Origin of the sequence: Microcoleus sp. Aus8_D2 (genome assembly GCF_036702665.1) — a bacterium.
In the GTDB taxonomy this organism is placed as follows: Bacteria; Cyanobacteriota; Cyanobacteriia; order Cyanobacteriales; family Microcoleaceae; genus Microcoleus.
In genome coordinates, this window is the sequence record NZ_JAUBUN010000041.1 from 17,621 (window position 1) to 41,620 (window position 24,000).

13 protein-coding genes are annotated in these 24,000 nt (G+C 47.6%); 8 read left to right on the forward strand and 5 right to left on the reverse strand.

The window, feature by feature from the left end; genetic code table 11:
- Positions 1 to 423 precede the first annotated feature (423 nt).
- Positions 424 to 8,250: a hypothetical protein gene (locus QUB64_RS25320; RefSeq protein WP_333276162.1), complete on the forward strand. Its 7,827-nt coding sequence runs from the start codon at positions 424 to 426 to the stop codon at positions 8,248 to 8,250.
- 817 nt (positions 8,251 to 9,067) lie between these two features.
- Here the strand turns inward: QUB64_RS25320 and QUB64_RS25325 are convergent.
- A complete protein-coding gene (locus QUB64_RS25325; RefSeq protein ID WP_333276164.1) occupies positions 9,068 to 10,834 on the reverse strand; it encodes an ABC1 kinase family protein in 1,767 nt (588 codons plus the stop codon).
- Between the two features lie 148 nt (positions 10,835 to 10,982).
- Positions 10,983 to 11,321 (reverse strand): DUF6825 family protein, encoded by a 339-nt coding sequence (locus QUB64_RS25330; protein ID WP_333276166.1) that lies wholly within the window; start codon positions 11,319 to 11,321, stop codon positions 10,983 to 10,985.
- A gap of 37 nt (positions 11,322 to 11,358) precedes the next feature.
- Between QUB64_RS25330 and QUB64_RS25335 the strand changes: the two genes are divergently transcribed.
- The gene (locus tag QUB64_RS25335) at positions 11,359 to 11,607 is read left to right on the forward strand and encodes a hypothetical protein (RefSeq protein WP_333276168.1); all 249 of its coding nucleotides are present in this window, start codon (positions 11,359 to 11,361) and stop codon (positions 11,605 to 11,607) included.
- A gap of 241 nt (positions 11,608 to 11,848) precedes the next feature.
- On the opposite strand, the gene QUB64_RS25340 is transcribed toward QUB64_RS25335, so the two are convergent.
- From QUB64_RS25340 to QUB64_RS25350, 3 genes are all read right to left on the reverse strand, one after another.
- On the reverse strand, positions 11,849 to 13,426 hold the full coding sequence (locus QUB64_RS25340; RefSeq protein ID WP_333276170.1) for a serine/threonine protein kinase: 1,578 nt from the start codon (positions 13,424 to 13,426) through the stop codon (positions 11,849 to 11,851).
- A 531-nt stretch (positions 13,427 to 13,957) separates the two neighbouring features.
- Positions 13,958 to 14,413: a DUF2127 domain-containing protein gene (locus QUB64_RS25345; protein ID WP_333276172.1), complete on the reverse strand. Its 456-nt coding sequence runs from the start codon at positions 14,411 to 14,413 to the stop codon at positions 13,958 to 13,960.
- Positions 14,414 to 14,764: 351 nt separating this feature from the next.
- Positions 14,765 to 17,761, reverse strand: a complete 2,997-nt coding sequence (locus QUB64_RS25350; protein WP_333276246.1) for a CBS domain-containing protein — start codon at positions 17,759 to 17,761, stop codon at positions 14,765 to 14,767.
- 555 nt (positions 17,762 to 18,316) lie between these two features.
- Here QUB64_RS25350 and psbZ point away from each other — a divergent pair.
- The 6 genes from psbZ to QUB64_RS25380 all read left to right on the forward strand — a co-directional run bounded on the left by psbZ (position 18,317) and on the right by QUB64_RS25380 (position 23,899).
- Positions 18,317 to 18,508 (forward strand): photosystem II reaction center protein PsbZ, encoded by a 192-nt coding sequence (gene psbZ, locus QUB64_RS25355; protein WP_293253055.1) that lies wholly within the window; start codon positions 18,317 to 18,319, stop codon positions 18,506 to 18,508.
- 225 nt (positions 18,509 to 18,733) lie between these two features.
- Positions 18,734 to 19,282, forward strand: a complete 549-nt coding sequence (ribH, locus tag QUB64_RS25360; RefSeq protein ID WP_333276177.1) for a 6,7-dimethyl-8-ribityllumazine synthase — start codon at positions 18,734 to 18,736, stop codon at positions 19,280 to 19,282.
- 162 nt (positions 19,283 to 19,444) lie between these two features.
- Complete coding sequence (locus QUB64_RS25365) at positions 19,445 to 19,696, forward strand: Uma2 family endonuclease (protein WP_333276179.1); 252 nt, start codon at positions 19,445 to 19,447, stop codon at positions 19,694 to 19,696.
- Positions 19,697 to 20,227: 531 nt separating this feature from the next.
- On the forward strand, positions 20,228 to 21,466 hold the full coding sequence (locus tag QUB64_RS25370; protein ID WP_333276181.1) for a sedoheptulose 7-phosphate cyclase: 1,239 nt from the start codon (positions 20,228 to 20,230) through the stop codon (positions 21,464 to 21,466).
- Between the two features lie 2 nt (positions 21,467 to 21,468).
- Positions 21,469 to 22,275 (forward strand): O-methyltransferase, encoded by an 807-nt coding sequence (locus QUB64_RS25375; protein ID WP_333276183.1) that lies wholly within the window; start codon positions 21,469 to 21,471, stop codon positions 22,273 to 22,275.
- Between the two features lie 232 nt (positions 22,276 to 22,507).
- The gene (locus QUB64_RS25380) at positions 22,508 to 23,899 is read left to right on the forward strand and encodes an ATP-grasp domain-containing protein (RefSeq protein WP_333276185.1); all 1,392 of its coding nucleotides are present in this window, start codon (positions 22,508 to 22,510) and stop codon (positions 23,897 to 23,899) included.
- Positions 23,900 to 24,000: the final 101 nt, after the last annotated feature.

A 24,000-nucleotide genomic window follows, 5' to 3' on the forward strand; every position in this document is an offset into this window, starting at 1 on the left:
TGTAAGCAACAGTTAGGCGGTTGGGCCCAAATTCCCGAGACTTCAAAATCTGAAGGGTTATGGGAAACGGGGTATTCCGATGTGCGATTAATCTGTTGTTGTCGTTGGGTGTATTAATTTCACGGGGTGTATTGAGTATGTTTGACGATTTTTCGATGTTTTTAGAGGTTTACGCACGAACACTGAGTATGTTTTGCGTAGATATACGGGTTTTGAGCTAATCGGACTTTGACGGTTGTCTGCGGTTGTTGCGGGCGATCGAGCTTTTTAACAATACCTTAACTGACTTGAAATGACTTGAAGGGCGATCGACCCTAATTTTCAGGCGAGCAAATTCGGTAAATGTGACACGTCTGTGCGTGTCGGCGGAGTCTTTTTGTCAATTTTCAGCACACATTGTATCTACTCTTGGAGAATAAAACCATGACTTCTAACAACTCTTTCAATTCTGCGATCGAAGCTTCTCTACAACAGGCTTACAGCATTTTAAATAATTTTGCCAATGGTGATGATTTTGTAGCCAAAGTTCAAAGTATTTTCGGCACAAATTTTGATACTGGTAAGTTAGAAGAGATCCGCCAGCAGTGGGTTAACAGCGACTTTGCATCTCTGCCTGCGATCGAAATTCGCACTGGTTCTGAACTTCAAGGGGCTAATGCTGCCTATGCGGGTTCAAATAATACCATTTATGTTTCCCAAGACTTTTTGACTCAAAATAATGACAATCTTCAAGGGATTACGAGTGTTTTATTGGAAGAAATTGGTCATTCTGTGGATTGGCACATTAATACTTCGGATACTCCTGGGGATGAAGGTGAGTTCTTTTCAGCGATCATGCGTGGGGTGAATTTGAGCGATCCATATATTCAGTCATTAAAAGTAGAAAACGACTCAAAAACACTTCGATTAGATGGTCAAGCTATTCAGGTCGAGCAAAATTCTCCTGATATTAGCGCATTAGAACAATCTACATGGTGGACAAATAAAACAATCACCTATAGCTTTGTTACTAATTATGAGGCAGTAAAGCTACATCCTAAATTTTCCAGCTATGAAGTATCTGCTATCACAGACAACGGCATTATTACTAATACTGAAGAAATTTTAAGCCAGGTTTTTACACCTGTTATTCAGCTTGATTTTAATCTGCAATCAGAAAAAGTGGAAGATGCTTATTATTCTTGGGATACCTCTCAATCATCTCCTTATAAAAAGCTAACTCAGGCTGGGAAAATAAGGTTTATGATGGATAAATCTAATACAGCCGGTGCTTTTTATCCTTTGGACGATCAAGATAAACCAGAAGCTATTGGAGGTGATGTTTTTTTTGGAAGAAATGCTAACGAATCTTTTTCTTCATTACCAGGGACATGGGCTTATGAAGCAATTATTCATGAAATTGGTCATGCTTTAGGACTAAAACACCCTCATGAAGATGGAGCTATATTATCAGACAATGAAGATAACTTGTCTAACACAGTCATGACTTACAACTTCGGAGGAGCATGGCCAGTATCTTTAATGCCTTACGATATTTTAGCGTTACAAAAACATTATGGTGCTAAGTCAAAAAATGATGGAAATACAACATATGAGTTTACGAACAGTGTTGACAAATATCAAGTAAATGGCACTGATTATTATCCTAGTTTCAGTAGAGTAACGCCAGAAACAAAACTTAGAAGTACAATTTGGGATAGTAGTGGTATAGACACGTTAGATTTTTCTCAGATTCCATCCATGCTCTCGTTATATCAGAATGCAAATATAGACTATAGATTTGAGATGAGACAAGGTGGCGTTCTTACTAAAATGTCTGCTTATAATCTTGAATATACGAACCTGAAAAAATATAAATCTAGTCAACCAAATTTACTAGATTTTATTTTCGGTTCTATTCCAGCAGGAGAGTTCAAGTTTAACACCCATGAATTTGGTACTCTACTTGCTTATAGTCCATCCAGTGGATCTTTCGATGCAACTATTGAAAACTTGGTGGGAACCCAAGGAAACGACTGGATTACTGGAAATATTGCAGATAATCAGATATGGGGAAACAAAGGTAGAGATTTCATAGAAGGGGATCTAGGTAACGATGAAATTTATGGTGGAGATAACAGAGATACACTGTTTGGTGGTAAACAATTTGAAATTGCTCAAGCAGGAGATATAACAGTCCAAAATGGACTTAATACTACTAACATAGCTCCGGCAGATTATGTCAGCGGAGTTAAAGTTAAACCACCTATCATCGTCGATTATACTGGCACTGCATTTGACGGTAATGATTTGATCTCTGGTGGAAATGGCGATGACTATATCGATGGTGGTAACGGTAACGATAACTTAGCAGGAGACAATGACGATGATTTCATTAAAGGTAATACAGGACAAGATACTATTTCGGGTGGTAACGGCCAAGATATACTTCAAGGAAACGAAGGTAACGACTTTATTAGAGGTGATGCTGGTGATGACCAAATTACAGGTGATGAAGGTAACGATAACATTCAAGGCAATGAAGGTAATGACAACATTTATGGAGGCAAAGACAACGATACACTCAGTGGTGGCAGCGACCAAGACCAACTCTTCGGTGGCGATAACGAAGATATTCTCAACGGCAACGATGGCAATGACATCCTTTACGGCGAACTTGGTAAAGACATCCTCAACGGCGACAAAGGCAGCGACTCCTTATTCGGGCAAGAAGGAAACGACACCCTTAGCGGTGGCAACGATGCCGACATACTTTTCGGCGGTGATAATGAAGACATCCTTAGTGGTGGAAATGATGACGATATTCTCTACGGCGAACTAGGAGATGACCAACTCTACGGCAACTCTGGCAACGACAAACTCTACGGCCAAGCAGGCAACGACTTCATCCAAGGCAACGAAGGCGAAGACTACGCCGAAGGTGGCAGCGGCCGCGACTTCATCCAAGGTAACGAAGGCGACGACATCCTCTACGGACAAGAAGGCAGCGACACCCAACAAGGAAACGCAGGCGACGACTTCATTGATGGCGGCAACGGCCAAGACTACCTCCAAGGCAACGAAGGCGATGACGAAATCTACGGACAAGCCGGCAGCGACTTAATTGAAGGCAACACCGGTAACGACTGGTTGGAAGGCGGCAATGACCAAGACACGATTTTTGGCGGGGCCGACGATGACGATATTTTCGGACAAGCTGGCGATGATTCGCTGTTTGGCGAAGACGGCAAAGATTTGATCGATGGTGGCGATGGCAAAGATACTCTGTTTGGCGGCGCCGATGACGATGTACTTTTAGGTCAAGCCGGCGAAGATACTCTCAACGGCAATGCTGGCAACGACGAACTTTACGGCGGTACTGGCAACGACTTCTTAACAGCAGAAGCAGGCGATGATTTAATAGATGGCGGTGAAGGAGTCGATCGAGTTAACTACGATAACTCACCAAACGGAGTCATTGTCAACATCGATGAAAGCCAAACCTACGAACACAACAAAAGACAACGGGCGAGACAAGCCGTCAATCCAGCAAACCCCGACCAATTCTACACAGACTTAGAACGCGACTTTGAAATCGACTCCGGCGCAGCCAAAGACGGTTTCGGCAACACCGACAAGCTAACCAACTTAGAAGACATCACCGGCACACGCTTTGATGACATCCTGATTGGCAACAGCAAAGACAATCAAATCAAAGCCTTAGCCGGAAATGACATCCTCATCGGCCACCAAGGAAATGACAGCTTTGACGGCGGAGATGGCATAGATATTGTCAGCTACCGCCGCGACTTCAACGGTGTCACCGTCAACCTCGAAACAGGTACAGCCACCGACGGTTCCGGTGCAAATGATGCCATTACCGGAGTCGAAAACGTTGTCGGTTCCGAATTCAACGACGACATTACAGGCGACAAAAATGCCAACACTCTCACTGGCGGTAGCGGCGACGATAAAATCAACGGCCTCGACGGCAACGACCAACTCTACGGCGAATTCGGCAATGACGAAATTTCCGGCGGTACGGGCAGCGACAGGATTTTTGGCAACCAAGGAGAAGACTCTCTCTACGGTGAAGCCGGCAACGACTTTGTGTACGGCGGCGACGGCAGCGACTTCGTAGACGCAGGTATTGGCGATGATTTTGTCTCCGGCGACAGCGGCAGCAGCGACAGCAGCTACGGCAACGACACTATCTACGGCAATGCTGGCAACGACAGCCTGTACGGACGCGCCGGCGATGACAACATCTACGGTGGTGACGACAAAGACACCATCTACGGCGAAAGCGACAACGACAAACTCTACGGAGAAGGAGACACCGACCTAATCTACGGCGGCACCGGCGACGACGAAATGTCCGGCGGCGACGACAAAGACACCCTCATCGGCGAAGTCGGCAACGACACACTCAGAGGCGATGCAGGCGACGACACCCTAGACGCCGGAATCGGCAACGACTTCCTCTACGGCGGCACCGGCAAAGACACCCTCAATGCAGGCCTCGGCAACGACCAACTCTACGGCGGCGATGATGCCGACATCCTCCTCGGTAAAGAAGGCGACGACAACCTCTACGGCGAAGCGGGCGACGACACCCTCGATGCAGCAGAAGGCAACGACAACCTCTACGGCGGCGACGGCAAAGACATCCTCGATGCTGGAATTGGCAACGACCAACTTTATGGAGGTCAAGGCGATGACACTTTACTCGGCAAAGCTGGCGATGACAACCTGTTTGGGGAAGGTGGCAACGACATCCTCAACGCAGCCGAAGGCAACGACAACCTCTACGGTGGCGACGGCAAAGATATCCTCGATGCTGGAACAGGCAACGACCAACTTTGGGGTGGTCAAGATGATGACACCTTATTAGCCCAAGCTGGCGATGACAACCTGTTTGGGGAATCGGGCAACGACATCCTGAATGCAGGCGATGGCAATGATTCTCTCTACGGGGCCGAGGGCAAAGACTTCCTTGATGCCGGAAGTGGTAATGACCTACTTTATGGAGGTCAAGACGACGATACTTTACTCGGTAAAACTGGCGATGACAAGCTGTTTGGTGAATCTGGCAACGACAGCCTCGATGCAGCCGAAGGCAATGACAGTCTCTACGGCGGCGACGGCAAAGACTTACTTGATGCCGGTAGTGGCAACGACTATCTCTGGGGTGGGCAAGACAATGACACTCTATTCGCCCAAGCTGGCGATGACAACCTGTTCGGCGAAAACGGCGATGACTTCCTGAATGCTGGCGATGGCAATGACAGTCTCTACGGCGGGAACGACAAAGATACATTATACGGTCAAGCTGGCAGCGACTTACTGCAAGGCGGTTCCGGCGATGATTCCCTGTTGGGAGGCGAAGGAAACGATACCCTTCTCGGTCAATCTGACAGCGATACTCTCTACGGTAGCGGTGGCGATGACATCCTCGAAGGCAACTCAGGAACAGACCGACTTTTCGGCGAACTCGGTAACGACTCCCTGGATGGCGGTAGCGAAAATGACACCCTCGAAGGCGGCGACGGTAACGACTTCCTAGACGGCGGTGACAATAACGATAGTTTGTTCGGACAAGCTGGCGATGATACGGTTCTCGGCAGTCGCGGCGATGATATTGTGGATGGCGGTTTGGGGAATGATTTGCTACAGGGCAATGAAGGGCGCGATCGCCTGTACGGACAAGCTGGCCTTGATACCATCCTGGGGGGCAACGACAGCGACACCCTCTGGGGAGGCGATGACGGCGACAGTTTGCTAGGAGAATCCGGCAGCGACACCCTGTTCGGCGGCACCGGCGACGACATTCTCGATGGCGGCGATGACAGCGACGAGGTTTACGGTGAAGCGGGTAAAGACACCCTCTCCGGCGGTAGCGGTGACGACATGGTTGACGGCGGTACTGAGAACGATACTCTCTTCGGCAACGACGGCCGCGATCGATTGTACGGCCGTGCGGGCGATGACCTTTTAGAAGGCAATGCCGATAATGACGAACTCTGGGGCGGCGATAACAACGATACGCTGTTGGGACAAACGGGAGATGACGTTCTCTGGGGTGAAGCCGGCAATGACAGTTTGGATGGTGGTGAAGGGGACGATCGACTTTTCGGTCAAATCGGTACTGATACCCTCTCCGGTAACAACGGAGACGACTACCTAGAAGGCAACGCAGGCGATGATAGCTTGAGTGGCGGGGAAGGGCGCGATCGAATTTACGGCAACGACGGCAACGATATCGCCGAAGGTAACAGCGGTGACGACTTCATTGACGGCGGCGCGAACAACGATACTCTCTCTGGTGGTGAAGGGGTCGATCGAATTTTCGGTCAATCCGGCAACGACAGCATCGAAGGTAACGAAGACAACGACTTTATCGATGCCGGTACCGGCAACGACACCGTATTCGGCAACGACGGCGACGACGAAATCTACGGCCGCGAAGACCGAGATTTCATCGACGGCGGCCGTGGCAACGACCAAATTTACGGCGGTGACAACATTGACACCATCTTCGGACAAACCGGAAACGACAACATTGATGCAGGTTCCGGCGACGACTCCGTATTCGGTGGCGACGGAAACGACCAAATTTGGGGTCAAGCAGGCAACGACTTCATCAACGCCAACGCAGGCAACGACAACGTTTGGGGCAACGAAGACGACGACAAAATTTTCGGAGAAGCTGGCGACGACAAAATTGACGGCGGTTCCGGCTACGACACCATCGACGGCGGCGCGGGCAACGACGAACTCTTCGGCGGTACGGGCAACGACCAATTACTTGGAGGGGCTGGCGACGACAAAATCGAAGGCAGCATGGACGATGACAAGCTGTTCGGAGGCGCTGGAAATGACCAAATTTCCGGTAGTGAAGGTCAAGACACGATTTTCGGCGAAGTTGGCGAAGATACCCTCTACGGCGGCGACGAAACTGACTTGATGGACGGCGGCGCCAGCAACGACTTGGTTTACGGCGATTCCGGCGACGACACTCTGACAGGCGATTCTGGCAACGATACCCTCTTCGGCGGTTCTGGCAACGACTTCATGGGAGGAGGTGCCGGCAATGACTTGTTACTCGGTCAATGCGATGATGACACGATGCTGGGAGGTGCGGGCCGTGACACCCTCGATGGCGGTTGTGGCAACGACTTGCTAAGTGGAGAAGCTGGAAACGACTACCTGTTCGGCGATTTAGGCGATGACAGTCTCGATGCTGGTACCGGTGACGACATCCTCAATGGTGGGGGCGGCAACGACTTGTTAAATGGCAGCAGCGGCAACGATACCTTGAACGGTAACGACGGCAATGACCTTCTTTACGGTGGCGAAGGTAACAACGTCATTAACGGCGAAAATGGCGAAGATACGCTGTTTGGAGGCATCACTAGCGATCTGTTTGTCATCGGGCAAAATGCGGGAGTCGATCAGATTTTCTCCTTCCAAGCCGATCGAGATTATCTCGGACTCAACGGCAATCTCACCTTTGACCAAATCAAAATCTCCCAAGGGGCGAACGGTTTTACTAACGATTCCTTGATTACCATTGCAGACAGTGGCGAACAGTTAGCGGTCTTAAAAGACGTTCAATTCAATCAAATTGACAGTTCTCGCTTTGTCTCCTACAGCTACAACGGCGCCCTACCTCAAGGTTTCAATACTCCATCAAATATCGATCCGTTAACCGGTATTTCTTTAGATGCTGACGATTCGATGACTGGCAGTCTTAATCCGAACTTGCCCGGTGTGCAAAACAATACTGTTCCTGCATTAGCAAGTTCAACTATCAATCAGTTACCAACAGGTACTAGCGCCAGTATTCTGACAGCAACTACTACCACTAATGCTGTAGCACCAGCAGGTACTAGCACCAGCATTCTGACAGCAACTAACACTAATGCTGTCCAATTACCAGCAGGTACTAGCGCCAGCAGTCTCGCCCCAACTACCACGAAGACGAACCCTAGCGATCCATTAATCAATGGCGGTTCCATTTCTAGTATGATGAACTTTGGTGGTCAAACCGATGATGACATACTCATCTACGGTAATAACGGTTTCTTTGCTCCTCTAAGTCTCAGTACAACTCAATCAGTTACTGGTGTTAAGACGGCAAGCAGTGTTAATAATATTGTTCCCGATGCCAGCCTTGCTGCTATGGACAAGAACCTGTTAGTTACTTCTCCTACCAGCCCAGCTAATCCACTCACAAGTAATGGCGTTACTACCACGAAACTACTGTAGATAGATTGAAATCTATCGCATATATCAGATCAAAACCCGGTTTATTCTCGAAAGAAGCCGGGTTTTTGGCGATCGCACCAAAACTGATAATATTTTCACTTTTCATTGGTCATGTCATTAAATATACAATTTGGCACTTAGGAATGAAAATTCAATCATTTAATTGATTTTACTGTTGCCAGGAATAACCGGGTAACTAATATTTTTAGAAATAGCCTCGTTTTAAATCGCAGCTTATAGGAAAAAGGATTATATGAGGTGTTTAAGTTATTAAATTTTGGTTCCTTACCTGATGTAGAATCGGAAATCTAGTTTCTTAACAAAATATAGAGGTTGTAACTCGCAAATACCGGATGTTATGCTTTAACATCCTATTTATTCCAAGGTTTAAACAGTTGGTTAATCAAGGATGCGAGCAAAGCACTTAACCCTCGACATCTTAGAAAGCACGAACGAAACCTGAAGCGCAAATAATGCAAATTATATCGCAACAATATCAGGCTACAAAATAGCGACGCCAAGCTAAACTGGCTGTTGCCAAAATCACTTCAAAAATCGCTAAATATCGAGAATATTTCCGGCTTCAACTATCATGTAGGATCGATTGTGCAATAATTAAGGTTTGTAGTGCGGACTTTAGTCCGCAGCATTTTGCGGACTAAAGTCCGCACTACGAACTTTCATTACTACGAACTTTCATTGTTATGGTAATCGAGCTGACAAATCTGTGGTTGGCCAGCCAAAACTGAACGTTCACTTTTCAACTTTTGGCTGGTGAGAAATCTCAAATTAAAATTGCAAATTTGACATTGCAAAATTATGACATCCTGTCTAAACGATCGATCCGCTTGAAGACGCGCACCATAGCCAACCCCGCACCAGCCGCCAGCACTGCCAAACCCGCAGCCGGCCAGACTAGATTGCTGACAAACATAATTGTTGCCGAGACAGTAAAAGCACTCATCAACATCGCGTAATTCGTGCTGACTTGAGCGCTGCTCATGCGGCGGAGCAAGCGCTCTGTTTCGGCTGAACGGACGCGAATCCGCAAATCACCCTGTTCGAGCTTGTCAATCGTCTCCTCAATCCGGCGCGGCAAACCCAAAGCAGTCGAACTCACCTGAGCCGCCTGACGGCCGATTTCGTTAAAAATGCTGCCACTAGCGTCATAGCCATTTCCATTACTCATAAGCTGCATGGCAAAAGGTTGTGCCACCTCCATAAAATTAAACTCTGGATCTAAGCCTCGGCCCACCCCTTCGATGGTGGAAAAAGCTCGCATCACAAAAGTAAAAGTAGCTGGGAAGCGAAAAGGTTGGTTGTAGGCAATATCGTAAAGGTCGTCTGTAATGGCGCTCACGGACTGATTTTCAAAAGGCTTGTCCATGAAGTTATCCAGCATATACTGGATCGATCGGCGCACCGGACTCATATCGCCTGTCGGAACCAAAGCCCCCAAATTGATCAGAGAATCCATAATCCGCTGTCCATCCTTGGAAGCAATGCCGTAGAGAGTCTCCATCAGTCCTTCGCGGACGTTTGACTGAATTTGACCCATCATGCCGAAATCGTAGAAAATCAGAGCTCCGTCAGCACTAACAGCGATATTGCCGGGGTGGGGATCTGCGTGGAAAAAGCCATCGTTGAGCAACTGCCGCAAATAAGCTTTCGCGCCCAACTGAGCGATTAACTTGCGATCGATCCCGGCCGCTTCGAGAGCTTCGTAATGGCTGATTTTAATTCCCGGCAGGTATTCCAAAGTCAGGACTCGCGGAGCCGCGTAGCGCCAATAAACTCGCGGCACCCGCACCCAGTCGCAGTTGCTAAAATTGCGGCGAAAAGTATCAGCATTGCGGCCTTCATGGAGATAGTCAATTTCCAGCCACAGAATGCGACAACATTCCTCATAAATCCCCATCCAATCTCGGCCGCGGCCCCACTTAGGATGGTTTTGAAAATAGCGAGCAATTCCCTTGAGAATTTGCAAATCTATTTCAAACAGCTTCCGCAGTCCTGGGCGTTGCACTTTTACTACAACTTCCGGGCCTGAGTGTAGTTGAGCTTTGTGTACCTGACCCAAACTGGCAGCGGCCAGGGGCACGGGGTCAAAGCTGCGGTAGAGTTCCTCAACAGTCTTGCCCAAATCTTGCTTGACAATTACCTCTAGCTGTTCGTAGCTGAAAGCAGGCACTTTATCTTGCAGCTTAGAAAGTTCCTCGACAAACTCTGCCGGGAACAAGTCGGCGCGGGTGGAAAATAATTGTCCAACTTTAATGAAAGTTGGGCCTAAATCCAATAGTGTTTCTCGAACCCAGATAGCTTGAAAGCGGCGTCTGGCAACTTTCTTTTCTTCAGTTACGCCTCCCCAGTAGCTCCAGTTTTTGCTGTCGAACCACAGCGAAGCCAGCCAGAGCAAGACAAAGGCCCAAATGTCGAAGAAGCGCCGCTGCCGGGAATATTTTTCGCGATTCCAGCGATAAGATTTACTTTTGTAGGATTTACCAGCAGTTGTTGGCTCATCGGCGTCGCTAGTACGCTTGGGGGAGCGCTGGCGATTAACAGAGTCATCAAGGAGAGCAGACACTTGGGTTCCCAAATTGCTTATTTTATATTGTTGCTTTGATTGCAGGTAGGAAGGAGCGCAGGAGCGCATTGCTTTGCGCTCGTGTAGTAATCAATAGTTGTTGCGATCATCGCGAAGCACAGCTATCCCGAGCTTGAATCGCCCTTTGTTAAGGCAAACTGCTGCGGTAGCGCTGCAATTCGGATCGCACCAGAGCGACTTCAGCGCGCAGCTCGTCGATCGTTACTTGCAAGTCGGCGGGAGGGATATCTTGAATGGTAGTGGTGCTGGTGGTGGCAGTGCCAGTTCTGGTCTGCATCGCCTCATCCGCAGCTCGGTTTGCCCGTTCTACCACTCGATCGGTGAATTGGCGCAGGCGTTGTCTTTGTTCGGCGTCAAATTTGCCGAGTTCCGAGAAAGCGTTGGTTGCTGCGCTTTCTAATTGCTCGTATAGTGCTTCGGCAACTGCTCTGCCTACAAAAAAAGCATGAACTGGGGGTTTACTCATAAAAAAATCTCTGTGCGCTTCCGCAACAAATTATAACTTGATTCTCCTCGATGGTGCTTCCAAAGAAAGGAAGTTTGCCGGAAACCATCTACTGCCAGGAGTGCAGCCGGGAAACAAAGAACTTTTTTCAGGGTTGGCGATCGCTCCGGCAGTAGATCGCATCCGGGCTGCCACCTCGACCACCGGCCGGATTTTCAGATCTCTTGTTGCTTACTACTTTCTCAACCTCGTAGGTTTGGCCCAAGCAATGCGCGACATCACATTACCTGTGCGGCCTATATTTTAACATATTTATTATAAATAATCCAAGGTTTATACATTTTTTTGCAGCAGGCATTCTGATTGCCGATGGAATAGGAAATATGCGCTCTAGTCAGGCAGAGGCTGTTGGATTTTTCCGAGTCTATCGCAGGTTTTGCGAGATAGTCGGTGGTTCGGAATGGTGTTATTTAATCCACAATCGATCTCCTATTTGCTGACTGATAAAACCAAATCTTTGTCCGAACTTTTAACCGAAAAAAATAATTTTAATTGGTCACAGGTTCCGTCCAAGGCACAGTCGGTTCTGCCACAGGGGGCGGAGAGTAAGGTGCGATCGAGCTATCGGAATTGCTCCCGCTTTGGCTTGGTATTGGCGCGATCGCCGACGATCGCACACTCGGCGATCCTAGTGCTGGCGCGGATTCCGACTGCGGCAAGGTTTCAGCACTCTTCGCCACAGGGCCTTCGGGTGCGGGGGGCGAGTATTTGGGCGGTTCCGGCGGCAGGGGCGCAACTTCCGGTACCGGTGCCGATGCTGCTTGGGGTTCGGGTTCGATTTCGGTTTGAGGCTCGGGACTCGGAGACTCAGCAGCCTGCGCTTCTGGCTCCGGCGTCGGGGATGCTGAAGGTTTCGGTTCCGGCTGCTCGGCGGGAGTTTCCGGGCTTGGGGATGCAGAAGGTTGGGCGCTAGTTGCTGAGGGATCGATCGGTTCGGGTATGCTGCTGCTGTCTGAGGTGGGTTTGGGGCGCTTGTTGAGTTGGAGTGGGGGGAGAGGGCTGCTTTCGACAGACGGCTGGGCGAACATCGGCCCTGACAAATCCTGGGATTTAAGCAAATCTTCGAGAGATGGGAAGGATTGAGTGGTCGATCCGTTGTTGCTGACACTGATGCTGTTGTAGCGCCAGGCCAAGTCAAAACCCATCCAGCCTGCAATTGCAGCCGTTACGACAAACGCCAGCAGAGTTAACTGCGGCGGGGGAGGTGCGGGCAATCGCAGACTTTGCTTGCCTTTTTTCTGTGCTGGTACTAGCTCTGTTTCTTGCAGCATGGTAAGCCAATTTTCCACTGTCTGGGGGCGTTTCTGGGGGTCGGTTTCGAGTCCCTGGAGGATTGCTCGCTCGATTCTGGGGCTGAGGTTGGGCTGAAATTGCCGCAAAGAAGCTAGGGGAATGCGATCGCGCAGGGGGGCTGCTACGGGCGGCACGCCGGAGAGCAAGTAGTAAAGAGTGGCGGCGATCGCGTAAACATCTGTGGCCGGTGTACATTTACCGTCATAGAGGTATTGTTCGATCGGCGCGTACCCTGGGGAGAGCAAGTTAGTGTGAGTTTGTTTCGTGCCGGCGGTAAAGTCGCGCGCAATGCCGAAGTCTATCAACATTACTAGGTGAGAATCGGCTCGGCGGATCATATTTTCTGGCTTGATGTCTCCATGCAGCAATCCGCTGTGGTGAACTGTACTTACGGCTGAGGCTATTTGCCGAATGTAGTGCAGGGCCTGCGCTTCTGGTAGCGGCTGACTGGTTTCGACTATTTGGACGAGAGTTTTGCCCGGAATGTAGTCCATCGCGATAAAAGACTGTCCGGCTTCTTGAAAAAAGTCAATTACCCTGACGATGTTGGAATGCTGGCATCGGGACAGGCGTTGGGCTTCGGCAATAAACTGCTGCTGAAATTGGGTAGATGCTGGGTGTTGGCGCAGACTTTCGTTGAGGGTTTTGAGTACGACGGTTTGGTTTAAATGGGTGTGGATAGCTCGGTAAGTGATGCCGAACCCTCCTCTGCCTAAAGTCGCGTTGATTTGATATTTGCCCTTTTGCAGGACTGTTGCTGGCGCTCTGTTCATCTTTAGTTGATGCCGGTTCCCCAACTATGCTACCGCCTTTGGGTGATTTCGCTTTCTTTAGGGCTGATGTTCGATCGACGATCGGCCCCCTAGTTTTGGCTCTCTTCTGATCCCGATCATCTTTGCATCCCCGCGTTATTGTATCTGTAGCAGGCGTCTTAAAAAACTTAACACAATATTTTTCCAATAAAAATCCCGCTCTTGTGGAACGGGAAAGCCATCAGGGTGCATCTATTTATCTGACTATAGCGCGTGGGGGGTATCACCCCTCTTCGGTTTACCAAATCTTTACGATTCGCAGCTTTATGTAAATATTTAGGTTTTTATTTGACTTATAAGCACTATTGTGATATTTATGATGACCCTATGTCGAGTTTGAGCTTGGGGAAATAAAAAAGCTGGTGATTTTGATGCGTGTTGGGAGCAACGCAGATTCATTTCCTGATTGGAAAGCTTGGGAATGCAATGCAAGTCTATTGAAGATCCTGACAGGGATCAAATCAAGTGAGTTTCCTCTGAATCATGTCAACTTTAATCTCCCTTACCGTGTTTCGGCAAATGGTGCAGCAAATACCATAACACTGCTATATTTGCGATAAATACGGCTAACTTAAGTACGGTGACACCCTGAAATAACTCATATATTTCTGGTGGAATACTGATTCCTACCAGCACTAACACTAAAATTGTTGCCCAACCTTTTTCGTACCACAAACCAACCGCTTCAACAGCGGTTAAACCTGCATACATGGCGGCTGCCAGCCCGCTAAAAAGTAAGGTTTTAGGCTTAATGATTAGAATTTTGTATAATAAAAATTCAATAATTTTCAGCTTGCTTTCTAACAAATAAGATTCTGAAAAATCCTCCAATGCTTGATGATTTTTTAGTGCTAAAAGCAAAGCGAGCGAAGTTACTGTCAAGAGGGCAGCCACAAAACTTTTGTAAAGTACAATTGCGATTAAACCAGGAGGGCGCTGTTTTTTCACGTGAATTATCGGAATATTAATAATGTGCGATCGGTTTGTAAAGGAAGTTGGGAAACGGATTTTTTAACGGATTTAACGGATGGAATAAGGATCGAAAATTTAATAAATTAAACATATCCTACAGTCCTCTCTCCTATAAGCTGCGAGCTACAAGGAGGCTCTTCCTCCGGATATGCATTACCAGGCTCTTCCTGGTAAAAAGCAACAAGCAACAGTTATTAAATTTTCATTCCTAAGGAAGTTCGGCAACGATAAATGTACGCAATTTAACGGATAGTAAAAGTTGAGTATGCTGTGTCAGCAATTAGCTAATCAATTATACAAAAAATAACGCGCGGCTGACACACCCTACTAAGATTGAGGATAGCGTTGTGCTAAGAAAGAGATAGCAGTAGCCCGATCGCCCAAATCGCCATCCAACCTCGCAGCCAACAAATCATCCAACATCCGTTTAAACCCAGGCCCTGGCTTGTAACCCAATGCCTTCAAGTCATTGCCGTTCAATGGCGACTCAACATTTGCCCACCGGGTGAGGTATTCCCAAATCTGGCGGCGGGCGCTGCGGGGGCTTTGCAGGGCGATCGCAATTAACAGCGGCAACTCATGATTCCTCAACAGAAACACCAATTGACTGGGTAAATTACACTTCAGTAAACCCTTTGCTAATTCCTGATTTCCAGCTTCCAAAACTTCCAGCCGCTTAATACTATCAGCAGGTAACTGAAGATTTATAGCCACCTTAACCCGATATTCCGGTGCTAAATAAGCAATCAAAACTTCCAGCCGCATCAGCCAATCTGGAATATTGATAATTGGGAATTGGGAATTGGTAATTGGTAATCGGGCATTGGGCATCTTGCCCTGAGCGAAGTCGAAGGGTGGGCATTGGGCATCTTGCCCTGAGCGAAGTCGAAGGGTGGGCATTGGTAATTGGTAATTGGTAATATTTGCTGCCTGATTTCCTCTTCCGTCTTCCGTCTTCCGTCTTCCGTCTTCCTTCTTTCCATCCATTACATCCGTTAAATCCGTTACAGAATCCGCTGCCGAACCTTCTTCCTTCTTCCTTCCATTCAAACATCGATCGAGCAAACGCAGTCGCCGCCACAACGGACGATCCAACTCCAGAGTAGGATGAATGCAGCGCAAAGCCTGCAAATCTCCCAGCATTTGCAAAGCAACTTTCCAATAAGGAGCTTGCAAAATGTATTTTAACTCACTTTTGAGGCGAGTTTCCAAAGCCGGAGCTCTGCCGTTTTCCCCCTGAATGCGGTAATAAATCCCGCTTTCCAAAGCGTGGCGGATGTATCCTTCCGTCTGCGATTCAATTACAAATCCCAGCCGTACCGCAAACCGCACAGCCCGATAAATTCTCGTCGGATCTTCAATAAAACTATTAGCGTGTAAAACTCGAATTTGCCGCGCTTCCAAATCCAGCAAACCACCAAAAAAATCCAACAATTCGCCACTGCGCGGCACACCCAACCGCACAGCTAACGCATTAATTGTAAAATCCCGGCGGTACAAATCTTGACGGATCGAACTCGCTTCAACTTCAGGATTTGCAGCCGGATAAGGGTAAAATTCTGTACGAGCCGTAGCGATATCCAGCCAGAGCGAGCCGAAAGCAGAGTCTTTGTGCCACAACAGGGCGGCGGTTTGAAATTGACCGTGAACGTCTAAACGCGAGTCTGGGTAAAGCTTTTGCAGCGCTGAGGCTAATTCGACTCCAGCGCCGGAATCGTGGGCACCGCAGTTTCCATCGACTACCAAATCAATATCTGTGAGCGTTAGTTTATCATCCTTGGCTAGCAGTAAATCGCGGACTGCTCCACCGACAATATAAAGTTGCCAGCCGCGCTCTCGTGCTATGTTGGCCGCGATCGACAATAATTGCCATAATTCGCTACTAATGCCCGATCGCAATAATTGCTCAACCGATTCAGATACAGGATAATCGGACAATTGAGGATTACTGCTTCTATCGCGGGCTTTTTGCTGGTGCAATTCCCGCAATACGTCTGTGCGAGTCACAATTCCTACCAGTTGGCCGTTTTCCAATACTGGTAAACGCCCGATATCGTATGTCACCATTAAACCTTCAATTTCTGGTAACAAGGTATCCGGGGCGATAGTTTTTAGCTGCGGAGTCATGTAACCTTTGACTGGGGCGTGACTGAAACCGTGGTGTAGGGCAATATCAATGTCGCGGCGCGAGATAATGCCTGCCAGTCGATCGCCCGTATCGACAACTGAAAGTCCAGAATGCCCGTAGCGTAGGAGGATACGGTGAGCATCTCCCACGGAGGTTTCCGGGCGAATGCTCCGCACTGGGGATGACATTAACTCGCGGGCGGTGGGAGGGTGCGGGATTTGAGCTTTAAGTTCGTCGGCTAATTGATTTAAAGTCAGTAGGGCGTCAACATCGCGGGTGGCGAGGGAGGCGGCGCGGGCGTGCCCTCCACCGCCGAAAGGTTTGAACAATTCGCTGAGGTTTGTGCTGGAAATGCGCGATCGACCGATAATAGCTAAGCGGTTGGAAACTGCGGATTCGGAGATGTGGCGATTGTTGTCGTTTTCGCTAAATTTATAGACATTGCCTAAAAGTAAAGCATCGGTTTCAGTTAAATCTAGCAAGCGAGAAGCTAGCGCCGAAAGTCCGGGAACGTAAGATTCAGTGGATAGTAATACTGAAGTTACTGTATAACCGTGCCAAGTTTGCGATCGCAAATTTTCCAACGCTTCTCTGAGCAAATCCTGCAATTCCGGAGACAAACCGGGTTCTACATATTCCGAGATTACCCGCAAACTCGCTCCCTGTTCCATCAACCACGCTAAAGCTATTGCATCTCGCGCCGTTGCGCCCTCAAAGGTGAGGGAACCTGTATCGACGTGGATACCGAGGGCCATGACTGTGGCTTCTGAAGGTAAAAGCCGAAATGTTGTATCGCTGTTTTCTGCGGCTTTTTTGAGTTTTTCGACAATTAATGTAGTGGTGGCGCCGACTGCTTCAATCTGTGTGACAGTAGCGGGAATATCCAAATCGGCTTGTAAGTGATGGTCAAAAACGGCTATTTCGTTGATGTATGGTAAGTCTAACCATTCGGCGGCTTTTCCTAAACGATCGCGCCCCGAGGCATCTACTATACTAATAGATCGAATTTGTTGCGGATTGACCGATCGACGTTCGATCAGCGGGTACTCGTCGCGGTGTAGCGCCAAAAAATCCCGCACAGTCGGGTGACAACCGCCAGTCAGCACGATTCTGCTACCGGGGCGCAGCACGCACAGTCCCACCGCCGCGCCCAAGGCGTCAAAATCTGCTGTTGTGTGGCACAAAACTAAGTCCATAGCCGAAAATCCCGCATCTCTATCTCCCAGAGTAGCAATTTCTGGGGCTTTGATACGGGATCTGGCGATCGGAGTCAAACCAATGGTTAAAGCTTAGCTCGAAAGACCCCCATGGGTTAAAATCCCTGTCGGACTGTCGGACTGATGGTTTGACCTGGTTGTTGACACGGCTTTGGGCTATAACTTAACCTTTCCAGTTTTCTGTGGAGTAGCGAACAATGATAAAATTGATGAAAATCTCAAGAGCTGGTGACGCCTGTTCGCGCAAAGCCCGAATTTGCACTAGCTCTTTCGTATCAATCAACCGACAATCTCCCGATGACCATCGAGATACTGTCAGTCGATTTTAGATTTTAGATTGAAGAATTTTAGATTTACTCCACAGATCGCTCTGGGAGATGCAACTTTGGTCTAAAATTTTGAAATATCCACGACGTAAGTCGTGGAAGTCAATCCGTTTTTGAGCGAACAAAAAACTCTAACCTGGAATGTTTCTCTAGGTTGTGACCAACTATTTCTCATCCACAACGCACGGTTATATCGAAAGGAGAAAAGATGTTATCAATTCTGTTTCAATTGGTTTTACTGGCTTTGGTACTGCTGTCTTTTGTAATGGTGGTTGGCGTGCCAGTTGCTTATGCCTCTCCCCAAAACTGGAATCAGTCTAAATCGCTAATCTTTGCTGGTTCTGGTCTCTGGTTTTTGCTGGTTATTGCAGTGGGTGTATTGAACTTTTTGGTGGTTTAAATTTTCCCAGCCCGACCGCAGGTAGAAGGCAGAAGGTAGAAGGTAGAAGGCATTTGTAGGTAATTTGAAGGCACTCGGCCTGAGGACGTACCAGCTAGAATTTTTCTAGAGAGCAGACTGTAGGTTTTGGCAAGTTAAATCCCGAGGAAATGTTTCTGCTTTCTAAATTTTGCCTGCTTGCAAAAAAATCTAAAAACTAAAAACTAAAATCTAAAATAGAACACTATGACAGTTTTTGAGGGAACTTTTACTCAAACAGAATCTCTCCGGTTTGCGATTGTCATCGGTCGTTTTAACGATTTGATTGTCAACAAACTTTTGGAAGGATGTCAAGATTGTTTGAAACGCCACGGGGTTGATATCAATCCTCATGGGAATCAAGTTGATTTTTATTGGGTTCCCGGATGTTTTGAAATTCCTTTAGTAGCCCGCAAAGCTGCTCAGTCTGGCCGCTACGATGCCGTAATCTGTCTGGGTGCGGTAATTCGCGGCCAAACCCCTCATTTCGATTATGTCGCTGGCGAAGTTTCTAAGGGAATTGCTGCGGCTGCTTTTCAAACAGGGGTACCGGTGATTTTTGGGGTGGTGACGACTGATACGATGCAGCAAGCTTTGGAAAGGGCGGGAATTAAGAGCAATTTGGGCTGGAGTTATGCGATGAGTGCTTTGGAAATGGGCACTTTGATGCGTCAAGTTAATGGTTTGGGTGGAAGTTCTTACGATCGATTACCAGAGGCTGCTGCTGTTCAAGTGCTAACGGGCGATCGGGCTTAAGATATCTTCTCAGATAACTCGGCGATTGAAAGAGACTGTTGGCGAATTGGTGGGGGCATTACCCCTCACCTCTGGAACTCAATACTTGCGTTCGCTATAGGTAGTTAACAGCTATAGCAATCCTAAATGATTCATGAAGATTTGTAGGGGTAGTGCCTTTGGTTGCCTACCCCTATTTCTAGTTTAAAGTACGATCGCGAAACCAAGCTATCTTTGTATGCTGAGGCGGGAATTGCTAATTATTGGATATTTAATTTAGTCGATCGTCAACTCGAAATGCACAGCGAACCTTATCAAAAAAGACAAGGTGACTTCAATTATCGATCGCAACGAGTAGTTCTGTCCGATGAGACTGTCTTAATTCCGGGTTTTCCAGATTTGTCTCTGGATTTGTCCTTGCTGTTTTCAGCCTAAGCTGAATTGAGGCTCTAAGTTAATTTATAGCAACCGGGCAAGGCTGTTAAGGCGACTGTTATAAAACACTCTCTGAAGTTTCAGTATATTTTTATACATCTATTAGTATGGCGAGCTAACTCGGATTTACTGAGTATTATATTACACATCAAATTGTTCAAATACTGAAGGATTATCAACTTTTTAACTTAAAATCCCTGACTATCTAATATCTCTCAACAGTTTTATGAGATTTAGATGAATCTGGTTGCACAAATATGAGAAATTCGTTATGTTAAGTTTTGTGTAAGCATTGAGGCAGTCTCAACTCGATCCTAGGATGGCTTTCAGCATAAATGCTGTACAAACAGTATTTAACGTATTCTTAACAAACAGGTCTGAAAGTAAATTTTCAGGTCAATTGTTAACGTGATATTAAATAATCAATTTGTCCAGTTAATATCTAGGAAGCTTACCAACAAAGGGATTGATAATTTTGAGGTTCGCCCGGATACTTACCGTTACTTACCAACATGAAAGTGAAAAAATTTTATGGGTGACATTCAAGCTACGTTTACAGCTACCGATCGCGCTTTTCATATTGAAGGGTACGAAAAAATTGATTTCAGCTTACTCTATGTAGATGGTGCTTTCAAGCTTGAAAATCCAGAAATTGCGGATAGTTACCGCCAACTTGGTCGCTGTTTAATGGTTGTAGACGAAACAGTCTATGGTCTGTATGGCAAGCAGATGCAGGCTTATTTCAAGTATCACGAGATAGATTTAACAGTCTTTCCAGTGAATATCAAGGAACCGGATAAGACCTTAACAACTTTTGAAAGCATCATAGATGCCTTCGTTGATTTTGGACTGGTGCGGAAAGAGCCTGTGTTGGTGGTTGGTGGTGGATTGACTACTGACGTAGCTGGTTTTGCCTGCTCCTCCTATCGCCGTCGGACTAACTACATTCGTGTACCAACAACCCTAATTGGGCTGATTGATGCGAGTGTGGCGATCAAGGTAGCCGTGAACCACGGTAAGCTCAAAAACCGCCTCGGTGCTTACCACGCTTCGCAGAAAGTAATTTTAGACTTCTCCTTCCTGAAAACTCTGCCGATCGACCAAATACGCAACGGCATGGCAGAGTTAATTAAGATCGCCGTAGTAGGTAACACAGAAATCTTTGAGATGTTAGAAAACTACGGCGAAGCATTGCTGCACACCCATTTTGGTTATGTAAACGGCACACCGGAACTTCAAGAAGTGGCACATCGGCTCACTTACAAGGGGATTGAGTCGATGCTGGCATTAGAAGTACCGAACCTACACGAGCTAGATTTGGATCGGGTGATTGCCTACGGTCACACTTGGAGTCCGACGCTGGAACTAACGCCGGAAATTCCGATGTTCCACGGCCATAGTGTCGCCATCGATATGGCTTTTTCGGCCACCATTGCCCAACTGCGGGGCTACATCTCGATCGCCTCGCGCGATCGGATCTTAGGGTTAATGAGCCGCCTCGGACTAGCAATAGATAGCCCTTATCTGACATCAGAACTGCTCTGGAAAGCGACAACATCGATCAGTCGTACCCGTGATGGTCTTCAACGTGCTGCGGCTCCGCGCCCCATTGGTGAATGCTTTTTCATGAATGATTTGACTCGAGGTGAGTTGGATAAAGCCCTACTGGTTCATCGAGAAATCTGTGAGGGCTATCCGCGCCGCGGCGATGGGGAAGATATGTACCTGTGGTCAGAAAAAGCTGAAAATCTTTCCACATCAGGGGTTTGACAATGAGACCAGTTACCCCAGTCGGGATTTTAGCCTCTTTACTCGAAAGTCTCGTCGAGCAAGTAGAAAAAATCGATAATCTCGATCGAGCTTTCAAGGCAGAATTACAACAAGCCTACGAATTGGCAAATGGTCTCGATCCGTACCTCGATCTTTGTACCACGCCGGAATCTCCTGCCTTAGCCACGTTAGTAAAGCGCACCCAATCAGAAGATTGGAGTAAGCGATTCTCTGACGGCGAGACAGTGCGGCAGTTGGAACAGGAAATGCTATCGGGTCATCTCGAAGGCCAAATGCTGAAATTTCTCGTCCATCTCACCAAAGCAAAGCGGGTACTGGAAATAGGGATGTTTACCGGGTACTCAGCACTAGCGATGGCGGAAGCACTGCCGGTGGATGGAGTGGTGGTAGCCTGCGAAGTAGACGCTTATGTAGCTGAATTTGCCCAGAAGTGTTTTCAAGAATCTACTGCCGGTCACAAAATCTCAGTGAAGGTGGCACCGGCTCTAGAAACCATGAAAGAATTGGCGGAGAATGGAGAAGTGTTCGATCTGGTATTTATCGATGCCGATAAAGCTGGATACATAGACTATCTCGATTTACTCCTAACTACGGGGCTGTTAGCTCCTAATGGCTTGATCTGCGCCGATAACACTTTGATGCAGGGACAGCCCTACTTGTCGGGCACTGCTACTGCTAACGGAGTTGCGATCGCCAAATTCAACCAGGCTCTAGTTGACGATCCGCGGGTAGAGCAAGTGTTACTGCCGCTGAGAGATGGATTGACCTTAATTCGGCGCGTTGAGTAGAACAAAACTTACGCGTCAAAACCAAAAAAACCGGGTTTTTTGCCCAGGCGGGTTCTAACGAAGTCCGATGTCAAAAAACCCGGTTTTTAACCACCCGTGGGTAATATCAAATCCGCGCTTCATCGGCACGATCCATCTCTCTGTTCTGGAGACTCTGCGCCTGCGTAGCTTCAACAGCGGTTTAAGCATTCAAAAACCGCCGCTAATTAGAGTATTTACTTAGTAAAAAATTATGATCGAAACAGTTTCAACGGCAGCGATGCCATCTGAACAGGAAACAAACGCGGCTTCTAGCCGCTTCCAGACAGTCAAAACCATAGCAACCTTAATTTTGCTGCTATTGGTACTGCCCCTGAATCTCGCTTTAACTGCGATCGCCCTACTGAGATCCATCATCATCAAACCGTTTCAGTCTCGAACGATCGCGGACTCTCCCCTAACGATTTTGGTCGGCGGCGGCAAGAGGACCAAAGCATTACAGCTAGCGAGATCGTTCCATAAGGCCGGTCATCGGGTAATTTTGTTTGAAACACACAAATACTGGCTGACAGGTCATCGTTACTCTTGGGCAGTCGATCGCTTTTACACAGTACCAAATCCCCAGACAGAGGAATACCCTCACGCACTCTTAAAAATTGTCCAACAAGAGAAAGTTGATGTTTACGTTCCCGTCACTAGTGCAGGCGGCAGTTACTACGATGCCAAAGCCAAAAGCGTACTTTCTCCTCACTGTAAGGTAATGCAGCTAGATGTCGAAACTCTGGAACGTTTGGATAATAAATATGAGTTGGCAACAGCCGCCAAAGCGTTGGGGCTGCGAGTTCCGAAGTCCTACCGCATTACTAATCCGCAGCAAGTAATCGATTTTGATTTTACTGATGCACAGCGTCCATATATTATGAAAAGTATTCCCTACGATTCTATTCGGAGGTTAGACCTGACGAAGTTACCCTGTGCAACTGAGGCGGAAACGGCCGCGTTTGTGAAATCTTTACCAATTTCCGAGAGTAAACCTTGGATTATGCAAGAGTATATTGCCGGGCAAGAATACTGCACTCACAGTACAATTCGTGACGGTCATCTTCAGTTGCATTGTTGTTGCAAATCGTCGGCGTTTCAGATAAATTACGAGCATGTCGATCGCCCGGATATCGAAAATTGGATTCGTCACTTTGCCAAGAGTCTAAATCTGACTGGACAAGTTTCCTTTGATTTCATGGAGGCGGCGGATGATGGAGAGATTTACGCGCTCGAATGCAACCCGCGCACCCATTCAGCCATCGCGGTGTTTTACAACCATCCCGATGTGGCAAAAGCTTATTTGGAACCAGACCCTTTACCACAGACACTGCTGCCTTTGGCATCGAGTCGCCCGGCTTACTGGATTTACCATGAAATTTGGCGATTGGTGACTCATTTGTGGTCGCCCAAACAAGTTTATGAGCGGTTACAAATTATCGCCAAAGGTAAAGATGCAATCTTCGAGTGGGACGATCCGCTGCCCTTTTTGATGGTGCATCATTGGCACATTCCCTTGTTGTTATGGGCAGATTTAAAGAAGCCGAATGGGTGGATTGGGATTGATTTTAATATTGGCGAACTTGTGGAAATAGGGGGAGAGTGAGTATGTCAGTATTACGGGTTTTGCATTTAGTCGGCTCGGCAGTTAGCGATTTTTACTGTGATTTATCAGGGTTAATGAGCCGCCTCGGACTAGCAATTGAT